Origin of the sequence: Bacillus cereus group sp. RP43 (assembly GCF_040459645.1) — a bacterium.
Taxonomy (GTDB): Bacteria; Bacillota; Bacilli; order Bacillales; family Bacillaceae_G; genus Bacillus_A; species Bacillus_A mycoides_C.
In genome coordinates, this window is record NZ_JARVHQ010000001.1 from 2519959 (window position 1) to 2534581 (window position 14623).

A 14623-nucleotide genomic window follows, 5' to 3' on the forward strand; every position below is an offset into this window, starting at 1 on the left:
TTGGTTTTTGAAAGAATAGCGAGAAGACAGTTAAATATACCGAAACAAAAAGGATGGAATAACCAATATGTGAATGATACACATAAGTGGGGAAATAGAATTATCATTTTCTCTTATATAGTTGTTATTACTATAAGCACTTTTCTTCCAAATCGTATATTTATGGGCTATGTACCTCTTTTATTTTTTATTACGTTATATGGATTTTAATCATATATGGAGTGGAAATATGATAAGGAATCGCGTGAGTTTTTGATTTCATTATTAGGAGTTGCAGCATTAATAATAACAGGGTTCATACTATATTTCTTCCTTTAATATAGTATAAATTTAAAGTAAGAGGGAGAGAAGAACTGAAAAGACCTTTCTTACGTGCAGAAGCGATCATTTTTAATGAAGATCATTCAAGAATACTCGTTCAATAACCGTTAATATAGTTCACTTTATTTTAAACAATTCAATGAAGTAATAGGAGGAATGATATTGAGGACCTATACATTTTGGATTATAATTTTTGTTTTTTGTATAGCGGGCTACTTTTTGGATCGATTTTTAAGAAGAAAATTGAATATGCCAAAGAGCGGGTTTTGGGGATATAATAAATATGTAAATAGCTTACATAAAAAATTGGAAATAGGACTGTTTTTTGTTTATTTAATAATTAGTTTTATTTACATCTTTAAATTCGAAAGCACTAATATTTGGTTTATCATTTTCACTTATTTAGGGGTTACGTGGATCCTAAGGACATGGATGGAATGGAAGTATGATAGAGAATCGAAAGAATATATTTTTTCGATAATTGGATTATTTGCATTTATTTGTATGACTTCGATGCTATTTTACTTCGTTCCACCAGCTACATAATAAAAAAATATTGATGCGAGAGATATAAGAGGATGGATTATTTTGGATTTTACCGTAATTTTAAAATGGATTCGTGAAAAATATAAAGAGCAATCACTTATAATAATAGGTATTGATGGTACAAATGTTGAGATCATAAAGTAAATAGTAACCATTTATCTGAAAGATGATAAATGGTTACTATTCGTGTTAAAGTTGCATCTTCTTAAAACTCCTCAAAACAAGAAACTCCCACAATCTCCAAGGAAGAACCTTCTTCGCAAAGATCATAAATTTTACACCTTTTCCAATTGGATATCGTAATGTAGTACGTTTCGCTTCAGCAATTTCAACGAGTTTATTAGCAACATCTATCGGATTACCAAATGTATCACTGCCGCTATTAATATGTTTTTGAATTTTATCCATATATTCCTTATAAGGAGAGGCAGCTTCGGAGGAATTCTCAGCTAGTTTTTTGCCAACTTCCCAAATGTTCGTGTTATAAGAACCAGGTTCAATTAAAGTAACATCTATTCCGAAAGGTTTTACTTCTAAACGAAGGGATTCACTCCAGCCTTCTAATGCATATTTTGAAGAAACGTAAGGGGATAAACCAGGGAATCCGATTTGGCCGCTAATGCTGCTTATATTAATGATTTTTCCGCTTTTCTGTTCTCTCATATATGGTAAGACAAGCTGAGTGATTGATATAGCTCCAAAAAGGTTCGTTTCAAATTGTTTACTGTATTCCTCTACTGGAATTTCTTCTACAAAGCCCCCATTTGCATATCCTGCATTATTAATGAGAAGGTCTACTCTGTGTATTTCTTTTAAAAATAATTGAAAGCTATGTATAGAACTTTGGTCTGTTACATCTAATTGTTGAACTTTTATATTTTGTTGTAAGTTGAGTTTCGCAGCTTGAGATAGTAAGTTTACTTGCTTTTCAAGGTTTCTCATTGTAGCAATGACTAAGTAGTCTTTTTTTGCAAGTTCAAGTGTTGTTAAAAGACCGAATCCACTTGAAGCACCGGTAATAACTGCAATTTTTTTATTCATTTTTCGCTCGCTTTCTTTTTCTTTAATCATAACGAGTTATAAAGAGAAAATCTATTTATTGTATAAAGATATTTGTTATAATTGAAATCGATTATCAATTAAATTTTAGTTTTTACATAAAAGGAGTGTGGATTTCATGGAGACTAACGGTTTTCATGATATTTTTCATAAATATTTTCAGGGTTTACAAGTTGTAGAGGAAAGACATATGAATGTTCCTAAAACAATAGGTAAGGGTAAAATACGAAGATGGACTTCATTTTCAGGGATGGAAATTGTGTTATCAAATTATCAATTTTATAAAAATCATCGCATCCAGTTTGCATCTGATGCAGCAATGGTGGAGCTTAATTTTTGTTTGAAAGGGTCCGGAGAAGTGCAAATCGGTCATTCTTCGTATGAATTAATGTCTGGAAATAGCTATTTATATTTTATGAATGATTTTGATGTTTTATTTGAATATGAAAAAGAGAACCCTCTATATTCACTAGCTATTGGAATTCCTGTACCATTGTTTAATCATTTTATGCTGAATAATGCTATTGAAAAAAGTCTTGATTTTCATTCTATATTAGGAAATCAATCTTTTAAAAAGTTTCAAAATCCAATTGATACTATAACATCTAATCTTATTAAGAGAATGATAGAGCATCCCAAAAAGGATCGTATTAGTCAACTAGAAATAGAAAGTAAAGCGCTCGAATTGCTTTCTATACATTTTGGGAGAGTGTTGCTTAATGATCGTGACGCAAATAAAAGGAGTCAATTATCAAAAAAGGATTTGAATAAAATAAAACTGGCCGAAGAAATTTTACTGCAACGAATGGAGTCACCCCCATCATTATTAGAATTGGCTAAAATAGTAGGATTAAATGATTATAAATTAAAAATTGGGTTTAAAGAATTATTTGGGACGTCCACATTTGCATATTTACGAGAAAAACGTATGGAACATGCGATAGATTTATTGCGTTCGGGAAATAGTAATGTGACCGAAACAGCAGTTGCAGTTGGATACAATAATGTCAGTCATTTTTCAGAGTTGTTTCGTAAAAAGTATGGAATGAATCCATCAGAACTTTTACGTATTTATTAACGTAAAACAGGAATAATCCGCTATACCGTAAATTCCTCCGTCATTTGGTAGTTGCTTTTGGTAATGGTCATTATAATTACAAACAACATCCAATTGGAAATAACTTTTTATGGAGGAATTTAAATGAAAGAGCGGAATGAAAGACATTTTTGGATATTTGTATTAACAGGGATGTTTCTTATTATAACAACGACTGGGTTTGCTCGTATGGCATACGGGGTTATATTACCTTTTATGCAAGAGGGACTCCAAATATCTACTTCACAATCAGGCATGTTAGGGACAATACTCTTTTTAGGATATTTATTAACAGTCGGAACATCTGGAATACTCACCATTCGTTTTGGAGCAAAATCAGTTTTATTAATAGGGAGTTGGCTTGTCGTTATAAGTTTAATAGGATTGGCAGTTGTTTCTTCATTTTTGATAGCTTCTATTTGTATGTTATGTGCTGGAGCAGGTAGTGCTCTTGTATATACACCACTCATGTCAATAACTGTAGGATGGTTTCCAGACAAAAGAGGAACTGTAATGGGACTGTTATTAAGCGGTGCTGGCATAGGCATGCTATTTAGTGGAATAATTGTTCCTTATGTAGTACGTACATTTCCAGAGTATAGTTGGCGTAGTTCATGGTTTTTGTTTGGCGTTATTACATGTATCGTTGTATTCATTGCCTCAATTGTATTGAAGAATCCAGAAGTTACTGAAGATGAGGGGGAAAGGAATGATAAGTCGTTTTTATGGAAAACGAAAGAGTTATACATCATTGCATGGATGTATTTTATTGTGGGCGTTGTTTATTTAATTCCAAATTTATATCAAACTAGTTTTATGATTAATAATGGTATGTCGGCATCAATTTCGGGAACTGTTTATGCGATTGCTGGTATGTTTTCAATCGTAGGAGCTCCTGTCTGGGGATTGATTTCGGATCGGATTGGTATAAAGAGGGCGTTAAGTATTGCGCTTTTATTAGCTGTAATAGGTGATATGATTCCAATTATATTGGGAAATATAACTGGCTTTATCATATCGGCAATTATTTGGGGTTCTAGCCTCGGAGGAATCCTTTTATTAATTCAAGTTGCAGCAACAAAGCAAGTATCCCCCAAATATGTCTCAATGGCAATTAGTTTTATATCCGTTTTCTATGCAGTTGGTCAAATGATTGGACCAGGACTTGCGGGATGGATTATTGGGGAAATTGGTTATACTGCAGCGTATGGATTAGGTGCTTTCGGTTTCTTTATGTGCATATGTATGGGATTGAGACTAAAAAAAGGGAATCTTGCAAACTCAGCGTATATAGAGAAGTGAGTATTGTCATGAAATGAATCTTTTTAACGGGGGGAAGCAAAGTGTTCCATGTTAAAGACGTTTTAGCAGATCAGTTATTAGCAAATGCGAATGATCCTAGTTGGTATATTCCATTTTCAGATGCAGTTAAGGATTTATCTGAGAGAGAAGCTTTCTGGAAACCGAATGAAGAGAGTAATAGTATAGCTGAAATTGTACAACACTTACTGTATTGGAACTCGACGTGGCAAACTAGGTATAAAGAATCAAATGTTAATGCCGTGCCCGCTATTGGTGATAATAACAAAAGTTTTATGCTATCTGATAATCAAACATTTGAAGAGTTAAGAGAAAAACTATTAGAGAAACTGTTACAGTGGCAAAGTCTAATAAATGAAGACAAGGTTGAAAGTGATGTAATTGGATTTCCTGTATCTGCGAAGTGGTGGGAAGTATTAGCTAATGTAACGACTCATAATGCGTACCATATTGGTCAAATTATTTACATTCGGAAATTGCAGAAGAGTTTTGATAGTGAATAATGTCAGGATTCTCTAATTTATTTGAATCGATTTATGAAGCATTATTGTAGGCCGTAAGACACGCTGTACATGCTTGAAGGGTGAAAGACCAGTCTAAAATGACTGGTCTTTCAATTATCTAATAATATTTAAGTAGCAATTTATGTGAAACTATATAAAAATATAGTTCCACCTATTCAATTGAAATGCCCTGTTACTATTTAATTTCAATAGCTGAAGTTATATCGTTCCAATCTGCAGCTAAATTAGCAGTTTGACCATACCAATCAGAGTGTCTAAAGGAGACACCTTTTCCATATCCTTGTGTTGAAGTATGTTCCCATAGCGTTGTTGAATAACTTGCAGAAGGTGAAGCTGTACTTACAGAAGAAATTCTGTCGTTCCAGCTAGAAGGTAGGTTTTTAAAGCCGCTGCTCCAATAAATATACTGTCCACCTTTATTTTGATGCTCATAAAAATCGGTACTACCAGCACCACTACCTAAAGGGTTAATTTGATTTTTAAGTGCCTTTTTATCCTTTTCAATAAAAGCATTCAATGTTTCTCTGCTAGTAAAGCCATAAGCTAACCAATCTCCATTTTCATTTTGCTTAGGTAGTACCATAGTAATTTGGATGTCTTTTTTTGATTGATCGCTTAATTTTGTGAATGAATTAACATTCTTTTCATCAACTTTTAAATAATCAAATGATTTAATTGTATTATCTTTTTCTGCAGCACTTACTACTCCTAATCCTCCAGTTAATGCAAAACCTGCTACTAATGTCCCTGCTACTAATTTCTTCAACATATAACCATCCCTTTTTGTTTAGATTTTTGTACAGGTAAAACTTGTACATGTAAAATGTATTCTAATTTCACATTTCTGTAAATATTCTGAAGTTTTAGAAATAATAGGCGGAATATTTACAGTTTTGCATTTATTCTTTAGAAAAAATGGTTATTGGAATGATATAATAAGTGAATGTATTGCTTTTCTTGGATGTTAAAATGTTTTAGGAGAGATATCATTGAAATATTTCACAAGAGATTGGTATAAAGAAATGCAAATTTGTATAGTAACTTATAATAAAGAGAGTTTCTTTTGCTGAAGTTTACAAGTTCGATAACAAAAAAACAGTCATTTAAGACTGTTTTTTATTTTGATACTAGATTATCAAGCTTCCAATATGTATTTGTTAATGGAGCAACTTTACTATCTATGTACAAATACATATTATTTAAATCTTTTGGTGAATTTTTCATATTAAATACAATGTCAGTAGTTAAAGAGAACTCAGATGGAACCTTTTCAGCGTTTTCATTTTGTATAAATTCACCTTCGTATTTTTCACCAGTTTTTTCATCTTTTATGAAATATTTTATTTCTGTAAGATCTATTGTTTGTCCGTCAGCACGAGCATTATTAATTGTAACACGAGCTGTAAGACGCCACTCTTTGTCTATTTTTTCAAATTTTGCGTTTTCAACTGTTGCTCTATAGTATCCGTTTTTAAATATTTCCCCATAATGCATTGCATTCTTTTCGAGAGCGCTCTTTTCTTGTTTTGGTGCAGTACTACCATTACATCCTGCCATTATTCCTGTAAATATTAATGCTGTACAAGTTACTTTAATTAAAGATTTCATAGTAATTCCTTTCTGTATTAAAAAGTAAAACATAGGAATAATTTTACATCATCAGGGAAATAAATGGGAGTCTTTTTGTGGAATATGCAAATATGCATGTATTTGGTATTAAAATTAATGAAATAGAAAGAGAGAAAAAACTCGCATAAAGCTGGGGAAATAAGAATTGAAAATATTGTAAAACGGAAGAAACGTGCATATAATTAATATGAAGTTTAAATTTCTGAATCTTCAATAATGGTGGTGAGAACATGTTTACTGAAGAGCGTCGAGAGAACATTTTAAAATTGCTTAAGAAAGATGGAAGAGTAATCGCAAAGGATCTTGCGGAAAGCTTCGACATGTCTATCGATTCTATAAGAAGAGATTTGTCTATTATGGAGAAGGATGGTTTATTAAAAAGAACTCACGGAGGTGCAATTGAACTTACGCGAGTGAGAAACTTAGCTGCTGAACCATTTAAACGTTTTAGTGATAGTTCAATATACGAAGAAGCAATTGCTAAAGTTGCTGTATCTTATATACAAGAAGGAGATTCCGTTTTTATTGGTGGGGCTTCAATTCATTGTGCCATGTTAAAATTTTTACCTGAAACATCATTTACAGTTATAACGAACTCTATAGAGATAGCTAGTTCGTTACGAGAATATAAGAACATAGAAGTGTATTTAATTGGTGGTAAGGTAAAACCTTCAGGAAATATGACAGATACACTTGCCTCTGAATTGATAAGTAGATTATCTATTGATCTTTATTTCTCTACAGGTGGAGGCATTTCATTACATGGTATAAGTACTGCAACACCGGAAGTTGCTTATTTTGGAAAAACAGTAAGTAAAATCGCTAGAAGGAATATTTGTTTAGCTCCTCATAATAAACTCGGAATAGACTGCTTTATAAAAGGAGAGTCACTGAAAGAAATTGCCCTTATAATAACAGATGAAGAGGCTAGTAAAGAGGCAATTCAAGAATTTGAGAAACAAGGTAAAGCAATTGTAATAGCGCCAATAGACTGCATTTAAAAGGAGTTTGAAATGATTATAAAAGGACAAGAGTTTCATATAAATGGATTAACTTATACAATTCGATCTGCAGCTGAAACAGACGCTGAGCAGTTATCAGAAATTAGAATTCAGATCGATGGAGAAACTGAAAATATGGATAGAGAAGCTGGAGAGGGATTTATAGATAAGATAGGTTTTCAGGAAATAATAAAAACAGATAGTGAAAAAAGGAAGAATCTCTTTTTAGTTGTAGAAGTTCACAATCGAATCGTTGGATTTTCAAGGTGTGAAGGATCTGATTTAAAGAGGTTGTCTCATAAAGTTGAATTCGGTGTTTGTATTTTAAAAGAGTTTTGGGGATACGGAATCGGTAAGAGTCTATTACAACAATCTATCAATTGGGCTGATAAAAATGAAGTGAAAAAGGTATCATTACAAGTGTTAGAGACAAACGAGAAAGCCATTCAGCTCTATGAAAAATTAGGTTTTGAAGTAGAAGGCGTTCTGAAAAATGATAAAAGGCTATCGGATGGTAAGTATTATAATACAGTAATAATGGGGAGGTTTACTGATACTTTTCATAAAAGAGGTGAAGAGGTATGTTTTACAGAAGGAAGTATTATATAGTAAAAGATGAATTCATAGAAATATTTAATGATCATTTCAATAACACGAATTTACCTAATCAAATAAAATATGGTTCTCGTTTAATAGGACGCTGGATGAAAGATAATAATGATGGTACGAATGAAGTATTTGCAATATGGGAATACGATAGTTATGAAAATTATGAAGAAATTGAAACTAAAATTAGAAGTGACAAGATGCATGTTAGAAGAATACATGATTGGTATGAAAAACATGGAGGGAAAGAATATGTTTTACGAGAGTACATAATAGAGATGAAAAATGAAGAGTTACTATGTACTGTAAAATGATAGGGAGTGAAGCCTAATGGAGATTAAAACGAAATTATATATTAGCTTAGCATCCACTATTTTATTCGCAATAGCGATGATAGTTTTCTTTATAAATAACAATCCGCAAAAATGGTTTTGGTTATGTATTTTCTTTGGATCCATTATACAAAATATAGTGCTACTAAAAAAGAATAAAGAAGCGCATTAAAATATTCGAATTTTTAACATACTTGTATCTTTTTCTAATTATGTTGAAAACACTATTTCTCCTGTTCGATTGAGTCTTCACATCATGGTAACTTCAATTGCCCATGCGATTGAACGTGAATTAGCATTCAAATACATCAAAATAAACTATATTTAATTCACCGCTTTTTAGATGAAATTGATAGTGATGGAGAAATTGTTATTTGTAATCAATTTTCAAAATATAAATGGACGGGAAATATGCGAAACGTAAATATCATTTTATTACAGACAATGATGGGAAATCAAAATAAATTGAGTTACAAAATGGAAATGTTTCATTAGCTGCCAAACTATTAGATGTGCCACGCAGTACATTTTATAAACGTATGCAAAAAATTAGGCTATAAAAGTAGATTTTTGTAATCTACTTTTTCTTTGTGGGCTCACGTTCTGTCGGAATGTGCGCTTCCCAGGGAAATAATAGAATAGTTAGAAAGAAGATTTCCTGAAGGGGGTTAGCATGTGAAGTATATTGAAATTGGAATCGGGAATAGATGGTTCGTTCGAACAGAAACTGAAAATAAAGATGGAACTGAATTTGAGGAACGAGGAATTATCAAACCTATTTATTTTGAGTCTTTATATGTACGAATTTGGTTTCGGAAAACGTGTTTTATTTTTGATACGAAAGAGGGCTTTAAGAAAGTAAGAAAAAATAGAGCTGAGTATAAGTTTATTGTTGGAATGGTGAGTAGGTTAAAACAATAGAATCAAACAGGGGGTGCTTTTATGATTAGAATTATCACATTCATACTCGCAATTGTTGTAATGGTCTATTCCATCTATAGTTGGAATAATGATTCGAAACAAAGTATGCTTATTTTACAATTACTGTTAGGTTTCGTGGTTGCTGGTATGGGGATACAAAACGTTAAGAAGGATGAAAAAGAGAATAAGAATATGGGGCTGCTGCTTTTACTTACATCGCTATTTTGTATCATCGTATCGTTAATAAAATATTTAAAATAAACTGTTACTTAACATATTGAGTAACAGTTTATTTTTTTGAAGTTTTCTCATTAAAAATTTCAGTAGCTGTTTGGTACATTTTTTTATTAATACAAAATTTTTCTGTTATCCAATAAGTAAGTTCAAAAGAGGTAAGGTTATGCTCTCTTTTCTTACCTTGGAAATATCGTTTTAAAATATTATCATTAATAGAAGTTGGAATGCCATCGATATAACCGAAAATTTGAATTTTCTTTAATACAGGAGAAGAATGCCAGTCATTAGACTTTATAATGAGTTCTTTCATACTTGTTAAATGTATTGGCTCTGTATTTAAGATTTTTGCTGGCCCTGGATCTCTAGTAATTTCAATTATGTTATTTGAGACTTGATAAGTAAAAGTTTCTCTTACATTACTTACTTGAAATGATTCATAAAGTGGATATGCTTGAAATAAAGGTGCACAGTAACCAACATCGACATTATAAGGTTGCTCTAAGTTAACACGTAAGCATAAATGTCCAGGATCCATATACATAAACTGCACAGAAAAACCTAGATTTGATAATAGCCAATGAAATCCAATAGAATGAGTCCAACAAGTACCGCCCATACCTTTAGTTGTAATTCGATTTATGTATGTCTTGATGGAAGGAAAGTAATTACCTGTTTTATTACCTTTTTCCCAGTCAATTATTTTAGTAAGAGTTTCCCACGTTACTTTCTCTTGATGAGCTTTAACAAGTTCATTTAAAAAATTTAAACTTACAGGCTTTTTTGTAACGGATAAAAATGATAGAAAATGATTTATTAGTTTTTCTTGTGACATTCGATCTTCCTTTCTAGATAGAAATTGATATTAATAATATTATATAATAATTATCGGAAAATACAGTTATTTATTGCGAGGGAGAAAATCAAATGCCGATGTCAATATATTATAAAAGACTTCGTGAAAAATTAGGATCTGAACTTATTTTTATGCCGAGTATAGCTGCTGTAATTAAAAATGAGCAGGGGGAAATCTTATTTCAATATCCTGGAGGAGAACACTGGAGTTTGCCAGCAGGGGCAATCGAACCAGGAGAAACACCAGAAGAAGCGGTTGTTAGAGAAGTGTGGGAAGAAACAGGATTAAAAATAAAAGTGAAAAAAGAAAAAGGGGTATTTGGAGGGAAAGAATTTCGTCATACATATTCGAATGGAGATCAAGTAGAGTATATTGTTGTTGTATTTGAGTGTGGAATTATCGGAGGCGGGTTAAAAGCAGTTGATGGAGAATCTGTAAAACTAAAATATTTCCCTTTATCTGAAAAGCCACCTTTAGCATTACCGTATCCCGATAAAATATTTTTATAGATGAAAAATAGCACACCTTATGAGTAAAGGGTGTGCTATTTATATAGACCTGCCGTATACATCACTGTCAATGTATGTACAACTTCTTCTAAATCTAGCTTTTTATCATTTTGCACAATTTCCCAAAGAAACATTTCATTCATCGCGAACCAACCACGTGCTACAATCTCTTTATTTAATTCAGGCTGCGCCAATCCACTTTCTTGAGAGTAAGTAATATCCTGCATAATACTTTTTATAAAGCGTTCACGAATCTCATCCCATTTTTGACTTATCTCTCTTGATAATCCTATTGCTTCTTCGACAACTTGCAAAATATCTCGTTCTTCTTCCGCTAATTGCAAAAAGGCTCTAACTTGACTTTGGATCATATCACATGCGTCTAACTTTGTTTGAGGTGAAAAAGAGCGATCAGCAATATTATAAAAGCGATTCATAACATCTTCCATCAAAACGACGAGGAGAGCATCTTTGTTTTTAAAATATACATATGCTGTTCCATAACCAGTTTCTGCATGTTTAATAATTTGCGTGATTGTAGTTTTCTGAAATCCGTTTCTTATAAAAATAGTATAACCGGAATGTAATAGTTTCCTTTTTGTTTCTAAGGAGCGGTGTTTTCTTGTTGAAAGAGTAGAATTTTTCAAGGAATCACCTCTTTATACTGAAATATCTGAAAATATAATTGTATTGTAAAAGAAGTTCGTATATAAAGTCAACTGACATAATATCATTGACGTTATATCAATTTAAGTGATATATTTCAATTAGTTAGAATAAAAAGAAAATTAAAAGAAGGTGACACCATGTATAAAGAACCATTTCAACCAACTTATGAGTATGCGCTTGAATGTGATAAACATGATGAACTGAAAGATTTTCAATCTGAATTTTATAAAAAAGAAGGAACAATATATTTAGATGGTAACTCTTTAGGGTTACTTTCAAAAAGAGCAGAAAAATCGTTACTTACCTTGCTAGATTCATGGAAAGAGTTTGGAATTGATGGATGGACTGAAGGTGAGCATCCGTGGTTTTTCCTTTCGGAGAAATTGGGTGAATTGACAGCACCTCTTATTGGGGCTTTACCGGAAGAAACAATTGTAACCGGTTCCACAACTACGAATATACATCAGGTTATTGCAACGTTTTATGAGCCGAAAGGAATACGAACAAAAATTCTTGCGGATGAATTAACGTTCCCATCAGATATATATGCGCTTCAAAGTCAAATTGGTTTAAAAGGATTAGATCCAGAGGAACATCTAGTTCAAGTGAAAAGTAGAGATGGTAGAAGACTTTCAGAAGAAGATATTATTTATGCGATGACCGATGATATCGCTTTAATTTTATTGCCTTCTGTACTATATAGAAGCGGACAAATTCTTGATATGAAGCGATTAACAGCTGAAGCTCATAAACGTGGTATTCATATCGGTTTTGACTTATGTCATTCAATCGGTTCTATTCCGCATCATTTTAAAGAGTGGGATGTAGATTTCGCTGTATGGTGTAATTATAAATATTTAAATGCAGGTCCTGGTGGTGTTGCAGGCCTTTATGTAAATAATAAACACTTTAATAGACTCCCAGGATTATCTGGTTGGTTTAGTTCTAGAAAAGATAAGCAATTTGATATGGAGCATTCATTAACTGCGGCTGACCATGCTGGAGCTTATCAAATAGGGACACCTCACGTATTAAGTACTGCACCATTAATCGGTTCTCTTGAAATTTTTAAAGAAGCTGGCATTGAAAAGTTACGTGAAAAATCATTACATATTACGAGATATATGCTCGATTTAATTCAATTAGAGTTAAAGGATATGGGATTTACAATCGGAAATCCGCTAGAGGATGAAAAACGAGGCGGGCATATTTATTTAGAACATGCTGAGGCGGCACGTATATGTAAAGCGTTAAAAGCAAATGGAGTGATTCCAGACTTTAGAGCTCCAAATGGAGTTAGACTTGCGCCTGTTGCTTTATACAATACGTATGAGGAAGTATGGAACTCTGTACAAATCTTAAAGAAAATTATGAAAAATGAAGAATATAAAAACTTTGAAAATAAGCGAGAGGTTGTGGCGTAAGCATGAAAACATCGCAGTGGATTGATATTTCACAACCGCTAAATAATGATATCGCGACATGGCCAGGGGATACACCGTTCTCGTATGAAGTTTCATGGTCAAAAGAAGACAGTGGTTCAGTAAATGTCGGAAAGTTAACGATGAGTATCCATACAGGTACTCATATTGATGCACCATTTCATTTCGATAATGACGGTAATAAGGTGTTAGATTTAGATATACACGTATATGTAGGCGCAGCACGAGTTATCGATGTGTCAGGGCTGGAGAGTATCGGTAAAAAGGAATTAGAACGTTTTAAATTAGAAGGTGTAGAGCGATTATTATTACGTACATCTTCACATGGTAAAGCAAATGAATTCCCAGATGTAATCCCGCATTTACGCGCAGATATTGCACTCTTTCTTTCTGAAAAGGGAATTCGTTTAATCGGGGTGGACGTACCATCAGTTGATCCTTTAGATGATAAAGAACTAGCAGCACATCATCAATTATTTAAACATGGAATTCACATTTTAGAAAATGTCGTACTCGATCACGTAGCAGACGGCGATTACGAACTTATTGCCTTACCACTTGCATTAACAGATGCAGATGGAAGTCCAGTTCGCGCTGTTATTAGACCAATATAAATAGAAATGTTAAAAGGGGCGTTTGACTAATATGAAAGAAAACGAAAAGGTAATTATGGAAAAAGGGATTCACACTGATTTTAAGGAGAATATGACGTACGGAGAGTATTTACAGCTAGATAGCTTATTATCTAGTCAACAAAGATTATCAGATCATCATGATGAAATGTTATTTATCGTTATCCACCAAGCGAGTGAGCTTTGGATGAAACTAATTTTACATGAACTAAATGCAGCAATTGAATCTATTAAACAAGATAAATTACCACCAGCTTTTAAAATGTTAGCACGTGTATCAAAAATTCAGTCGCAAATTATTCAATCTTGGGATATTCTTGCGACATTAACGCCATCAGAATATATTCAGTTCCGTGATTCACTTGGTCAGGCTTCAGGTTTTCAATCGTATCAATATCGAATGATTGAATATGCACTTGGTTATAAAACACCACATGCATTAAAGATTTATGAAAAGGACCCAGAATTACATGCTCGTCTTCATAAAGCACTTCATGCACCAAGTTTGTATGATGTGGCGATACAAGCCCTTGTTAAAGAAGGATTCCCAATTCATAAAGATGTGTTAAATCGTGATGTTACGCAGCCTTACGAAGAGGATGCAACTGTAGAAGCGGCTTGGATAGAAGTATATGCGGACGTGCAAAAATATTGGGATTTATATCAGCTTGCAGAGAAATTAATAGATATTGAAGACTGGCTACAACAATGGCGTTTCCGTCATATGAAAACGGTAGAACGAATTATTGGTCATAAAATGGGAACAGGTGGCTCTTCTGGCGTATCTTATTTAAAGCGAGTGCTTGATCAATGCTTCTTCCCAGAGCTTTGGAACGTTCGAACGAAATTATAAAAATAAACTTGTCAGCTATTAAATGCTGGCAAGTTTATTTTTTTGTTTTAAAAACAAATATGATTTAATAGAG

At 32.8% G+C, this 14623-nt stretch carries 20 protein-coding genes and 2 pseudogenes; 17 read left to right on the plus strand and 5 right to left on the minus strand.

Annotated features, from left to right (window positions below; translation table 11 throughout):
* Positions 1–318: pseudogene (locus QCI75_RS13340) on the plus strand (DUF4181 domain-containing protein).
* A gap of 165 nt (positions 319–483) precedes the next feature.
* Entirely contained in the window at positions 484–867 is a 384-nt protein-coding gene (locus QCI75_RS13345) for a DUF4181 domain-containing protein (protein ID WP_353760644.1), read from the plus strand.
* 189 nt (positions 868–1056) lie between these two features.
* Here QCI75_RS13345 and QCI75_RS13350 read toward each other — a convergent pair whose 3' ends face one another.
* Positions 1057–1908 carry an oxidoreductase gene (locus tag QCI75_RS13350; protein WP_353760645.1) on the minus strand — a complete coding sequence of 284 codons (852 nt, stop codon included), beginning with the start codon at positions 1906–1908 and terminating at the stop codon, positions 1057–1059.
* A 136-nt stretch (positions 1909–2044) separates the two neighbouring features.
* Here QCI75_RS13350 and QCI75_RS13355 point away from each other — a divergent pair, with 136 nt between their 5' ends.
* The 3 genes from QCI75_RS13355 to QCI75_RS13365 all read left to right on the plus strand — a co-directional run bounded on the left by QCI75_RS13355 (position 2045) and on the right by QCI75_RS13365 (position 4845).
* Positions 2045–3004, plus strand: coding sequence for a helix-turn-helix domain-containing protein (locus tag QCI75_RS13355; protein WP_353760646.1), 960 nt, complete (start codon positions 2045–2047; stop codon positions 3002–3004).
* A 123-nt stretch (positions 3005–3127) separates the two neighbouring features.
* Positions 3128–4324 (plus strand): MFS transporter, encoded by a 1197-nt coding sequence (locus tag QCI75_RS13360; protein ID WP_353760647.1) that lies wholly within the window; start codon positions 3128–3130, stop codon positions 4322–4324.
* Between the two features lie 41 nt (positions 4325–4365).
* Entirely contained in the window at positions 4366–4845 is a 480-nt protein-coding gene (locus tag QCI75_RS13365) for a DinB family protein (protein WP_071746145.1), read from the plus strand.
* Between the two features lie 196 nt (positions 4846–5041).
* Here QCI75_RS13365 and QCI75_RS13370 read toward each other — a convergent pair whose 3' ends face one another.
* Positions 5042–5635 (minus strand): hypothetical protein, encoded by a 594-nt coding sequence (locus QCI75_RS13370; RefSeq protein ID WP_002147420.1) that lies wholly within the window; start codon positions 5633–5635, stop codon positions 5042–5044.
* 347 nt (positions 5636–5982) lie between these two features.
* Positions 5983–6474 carry a hypothetical protein gene (locus QCI75_RS13375; RefSeq protein ID WP_144508454.1) on the minus strand — a complete coding sequence of 164 codons (492 nt, stop codon included), beginning with the start codon at positions 6472–6474 and terminating at the stop codon, positions 5983–5985.
* A 251-nt stretch (positions 6475–6725) separates the two neighbouring features.
* On the opposite strand from QCI75_RS13375, the gene QCI75_RS13380 reads away from it, so the two are divergent.
* The 8 genes and pseudogenes from QCI75_RS13380 to QCI75_RS13410 all read left to right on the plus strand — a co-directional run bounded on the left by QCI75_RS13380 (position 6726) and on the right by QCI75_RS13410 (position 9616).
* The gene (locus QCI75_RS13380) at positions 6726–7496 is read left to right on the plus strand and encodes a DeoR/GlpR family DNA-binding transcription regulator (RefSeq protein ID WP_144508452.1); all 771 of its coding nucleotides are present in this window, start codon (positions 6726–6728) and stop codon (positions 7494–7496) included.
* A 12-nt stretch (positions 7497–7508) separates the two neighbouring features.
* Positions 7509–8105, plus strand: a complete 597-nt coding sequence (locus QCI75_RS13385) for a GNAT family N-acetyltransferase (RefSeq protein WP_144508451.1) — start codon at positions 7509–7511, stop codon at positions 8103–8105.
* Entirely contained in the window at positions 8078–8416 is a 339-nt protein-coding gene (locus QCI75_RS13390) for an NIPSNAP family protein (RefSeq protein WP_144508450.1), read from the plus strand. Before QCI75_RS13385 ends, QCI75_RS13390 begins: the two co-directional genes overlap by 28 nt.
* Before the next feature lie 16 nt (positions 8417–8432).
* Positions 8433–8606: a hypothetical protein gene (locus QCI75_RS13395; RefSeq protein ID WP_186320980.1), complete on the plus strand. Its 174-nt coding sequence runs from the start codon at positions 8433–8435 to the stop codon at positions 8604–8606.
* Positions 8607–8690: 84 nt separating this feature from the next.
* Positions 8691–8815: pseudogene (locus tag QCI75_RS30535) on the plus strand (helix-turn-helix domain-containing protein); the annotation flags it as partial.
* A gap of 83 nt (positions 8816–8898) precedes the next feature.
* Complete coding sequence (locus tag QCI75_RS30540) at positions 8899–8994, plus strand: helix-turn-helix domain-containing protein (protein ID WP_425290603.1); 96 nt, start codon at positions 8899–8901, stop codon at positions 8992–8994.
* Between the two features lie 115 nt (positions 8995–9109).
* Complete coding sequence (locus tag QCI75_RS13405) at positions 9110–9355, plus strand: DUF3977 family protein (RefSeq protein ID WP_144508449.1); 246 nt, start codon at positions 9110–9112, stop codon at positions 9353–9355.
* A gap of 21 nt (positions 9356–9376) precedes the next feature.
* The gene (locus tag QCI75_RS13410) at positions 9377–9616 is read left to right on the plus strand and encodes a DUF3953 domain-containing protein (RefSeq protein ID WP_144508448.1); all 240 of its coding nucleotides are present in this window, start codon (positions 9377–9379) and stop codon (positions 9614–9616) included.
* Between the two features lie 28 nt (positions 9617–9644).
* Here the strand turns inward: QCI75_RS13410 and QCI75_RS13415 are convergent, their stop codons facing one another.
* Positions 9645–10424 (minus strand): arylamine N-acetyltransferase family protein, encoded by a 780-nt coding sequence (locus tag QCI75_RS13415; RefSeq protein ID WP_353760648.1) that lies wholly within the window; start codon positions 10422–10424, stop codon positions 9645–9647.
* A gap of 92 nt (positions 10425–10516) precedes the next feature.
* On the opposite strand from QCI75_RS13415, the gene QCI75_RS13420 reads away from it, so the two are divergent.
* Positions 10517–10954, plus strand: coding sequence for an NUDIX hydrolase (locus tag QCI75_RS13420; protein ID WP_353760649.1), 438 nt, complete (start codon positions 10517–10519; stop codon positions 10952–10954).
* A gap of 35 nt (positions 10955–10989) precedes the next feature.
* Here the strand turns inward: QCI75_RS13420 and QCI75_RS13425 are convergent, their stop codons facing one another.
* Positions 10990–11601, minus strand: coding sequence for a TetR/AcrR family transcriptional regulator (locus tag QCI75_RS13425; RefSeq protein ID WP_098890177.1), 612 nt, complete (start codon positions 11599–11601; stop codon positions 10990–10992).
* A gap of 159 nt (positions 11602–11760) precedes the next feature.
* On the opposite strand from QCI75_RS13425, the gene kynU reads away from it, so the two are divergent.
* From kynU to kynA, 3 genes are read left to right on the plus strand one after another with little or no spacing between them, the layout of a single operon-like run.
* Positions 11761–13047: a kynureninase gene (gene kynU, locus QCI75_RS13430; protein WP_353760650.1), complete on the plus strand. Its 1287-nt coding sequence runs from the start codon at positions 11761–11763 to the stop codon at positions 13045–13047.
* A gap of 2 nt (positions 13048–13049) precedes the next feature.
* Positions 13050–13679 carry an arylformamidase gene (kynB, locus tag QCI75_RS13435; RefSeq protein ID WP_144507105.1) on the plus strand — a complete coding sequence of 210 codons (630 nt, stop codon included), beginning with the start codon at positions 13050–13052 and terminating at the stop codon, positions 13677–13679.
* 31 nt (positions 13680–13710) lie between these two features.
* A complete protein-coding gene (gene kynA / locus QCI75_RS13440) occupies positions 13711–14550 on the plus strand; it encodes a tryptophan 2,3-dioxygenase (protein WP_144507106.1) in 840 nt (279 codons plus the stop codon).
* The last annotated feature ends 73 nt before the right edge of the window (positions 14551–14623 follow it).

What these genes read in the sequence shown, in the direction of transcription:
- QCI75_RS13350 (WP_353760645.1), bottom strand. Translation starts at nt 1,908, where the DNA reads ATGAATAAAAAAATTGCAGTTATTACCGGTGCTTCAAGTGGATTCGGT.
- QCI75_RS13355 (WP_353760646.1), top strand. Translation starts at nt 2,045, where the DNA reads ATGGAGACTAACGGTTTTCATGATATTTTTCATAAATATTTTCAGGGT.
- QCI75_RS13360 (WP_353760647.1), top strand. Translation starts at nt 3,128, where the DNA reads ATGAAAGAGCGGAATGAAAGACATTTTTGGATATTTGTATTAACAGGG.
- QCI75_RS13370 (WP_002147420.1), bottom strand. Translation starts at nt 5,635, where the DNA reads ATGTTGAAGAAATTAGTAGCAGGGACATTAGTAGCAGGTTTTGCATTA.
- QCI75_RS13375 (WP_144508454.1), bottom strand. Translation starts at nt 6,474, where the DNA reads ATGAAATCTTTAATTAAAGTAACTTGTACAGCATTAATATTTACAGGA.
- QCI75_RS13380 (WP_144508452.1), top strand. Translation starts at nt 6,726, where the DNA reads ATGTTTACTGAAGAGCGTCGAGAGAACATTTTAAAATTGCTTAAGAAA.
- QCI75_RS13385 (WP_144508451.1), top strand. Translation starts at nt 7,509, where the DNA reads ATGATTATAAAAGGACAAGAGTTTCATATAAATGGATTAACTTATACA.
- QCI75_RS13390 (WP_144508450.1), top strand. Translation starts at nt 8,078, where the DNA reads ATGTTTTACAGAAGGAAGTATTATATAGTAAAAGATGAATTCATAGAA.
- QCI75_RS13395 (WP_186320980.1), top strand. Translation starts at nt 8,433, where the DNA reads ATGGAGATTAAAACGAAATTATATATTAGCTTAGCATCCACTATTTTA.
- QCI75_RS13410 (WP_144508448.1), top strand. Translation starts at nt 9,377, where the DNA reads ATGATTAGAATTATCACATTCATACTCGCAATTGTTGTAATGGTCTAT.
- QCI75_RS13415 (WP_353760648.1), bottom strand. Translation starts at nt 10,424, where the DNA reads ATGTCACAAGAAAAACTAATAAATCATTTTCTATCATTTTTATCCGTT.
- QCI75_RS13420 (WP_353760649.1), top strand. Translation starts at nt 10,517, where the DNA reads ATGCCGATGTCAATATATTATAAAAGACTTCGTGAAAAATTAGGATCT.
- kynU (WP_353760650.1), top strand. Translation starts at nt 11,761, where the DNA reads ATGTATAAAGAACCATTTCAACCAACTTATGAGTATGCGCTTGAATGT.
- kynB (WP_144507105.1), top strand. Translation starts at nt 13,050, where the DNA reads ATGAAAACATCGCAGTGGATTGATATTTCACAACCGCTAAATAATGAT.
- kynA (WP_144507106.1), top strand. Translation starts at nt 13,711, where the DNA reads ATGAAAGAAAACGAAAAGGTAATTATGGAAAAAGGGATTCACACTGAT.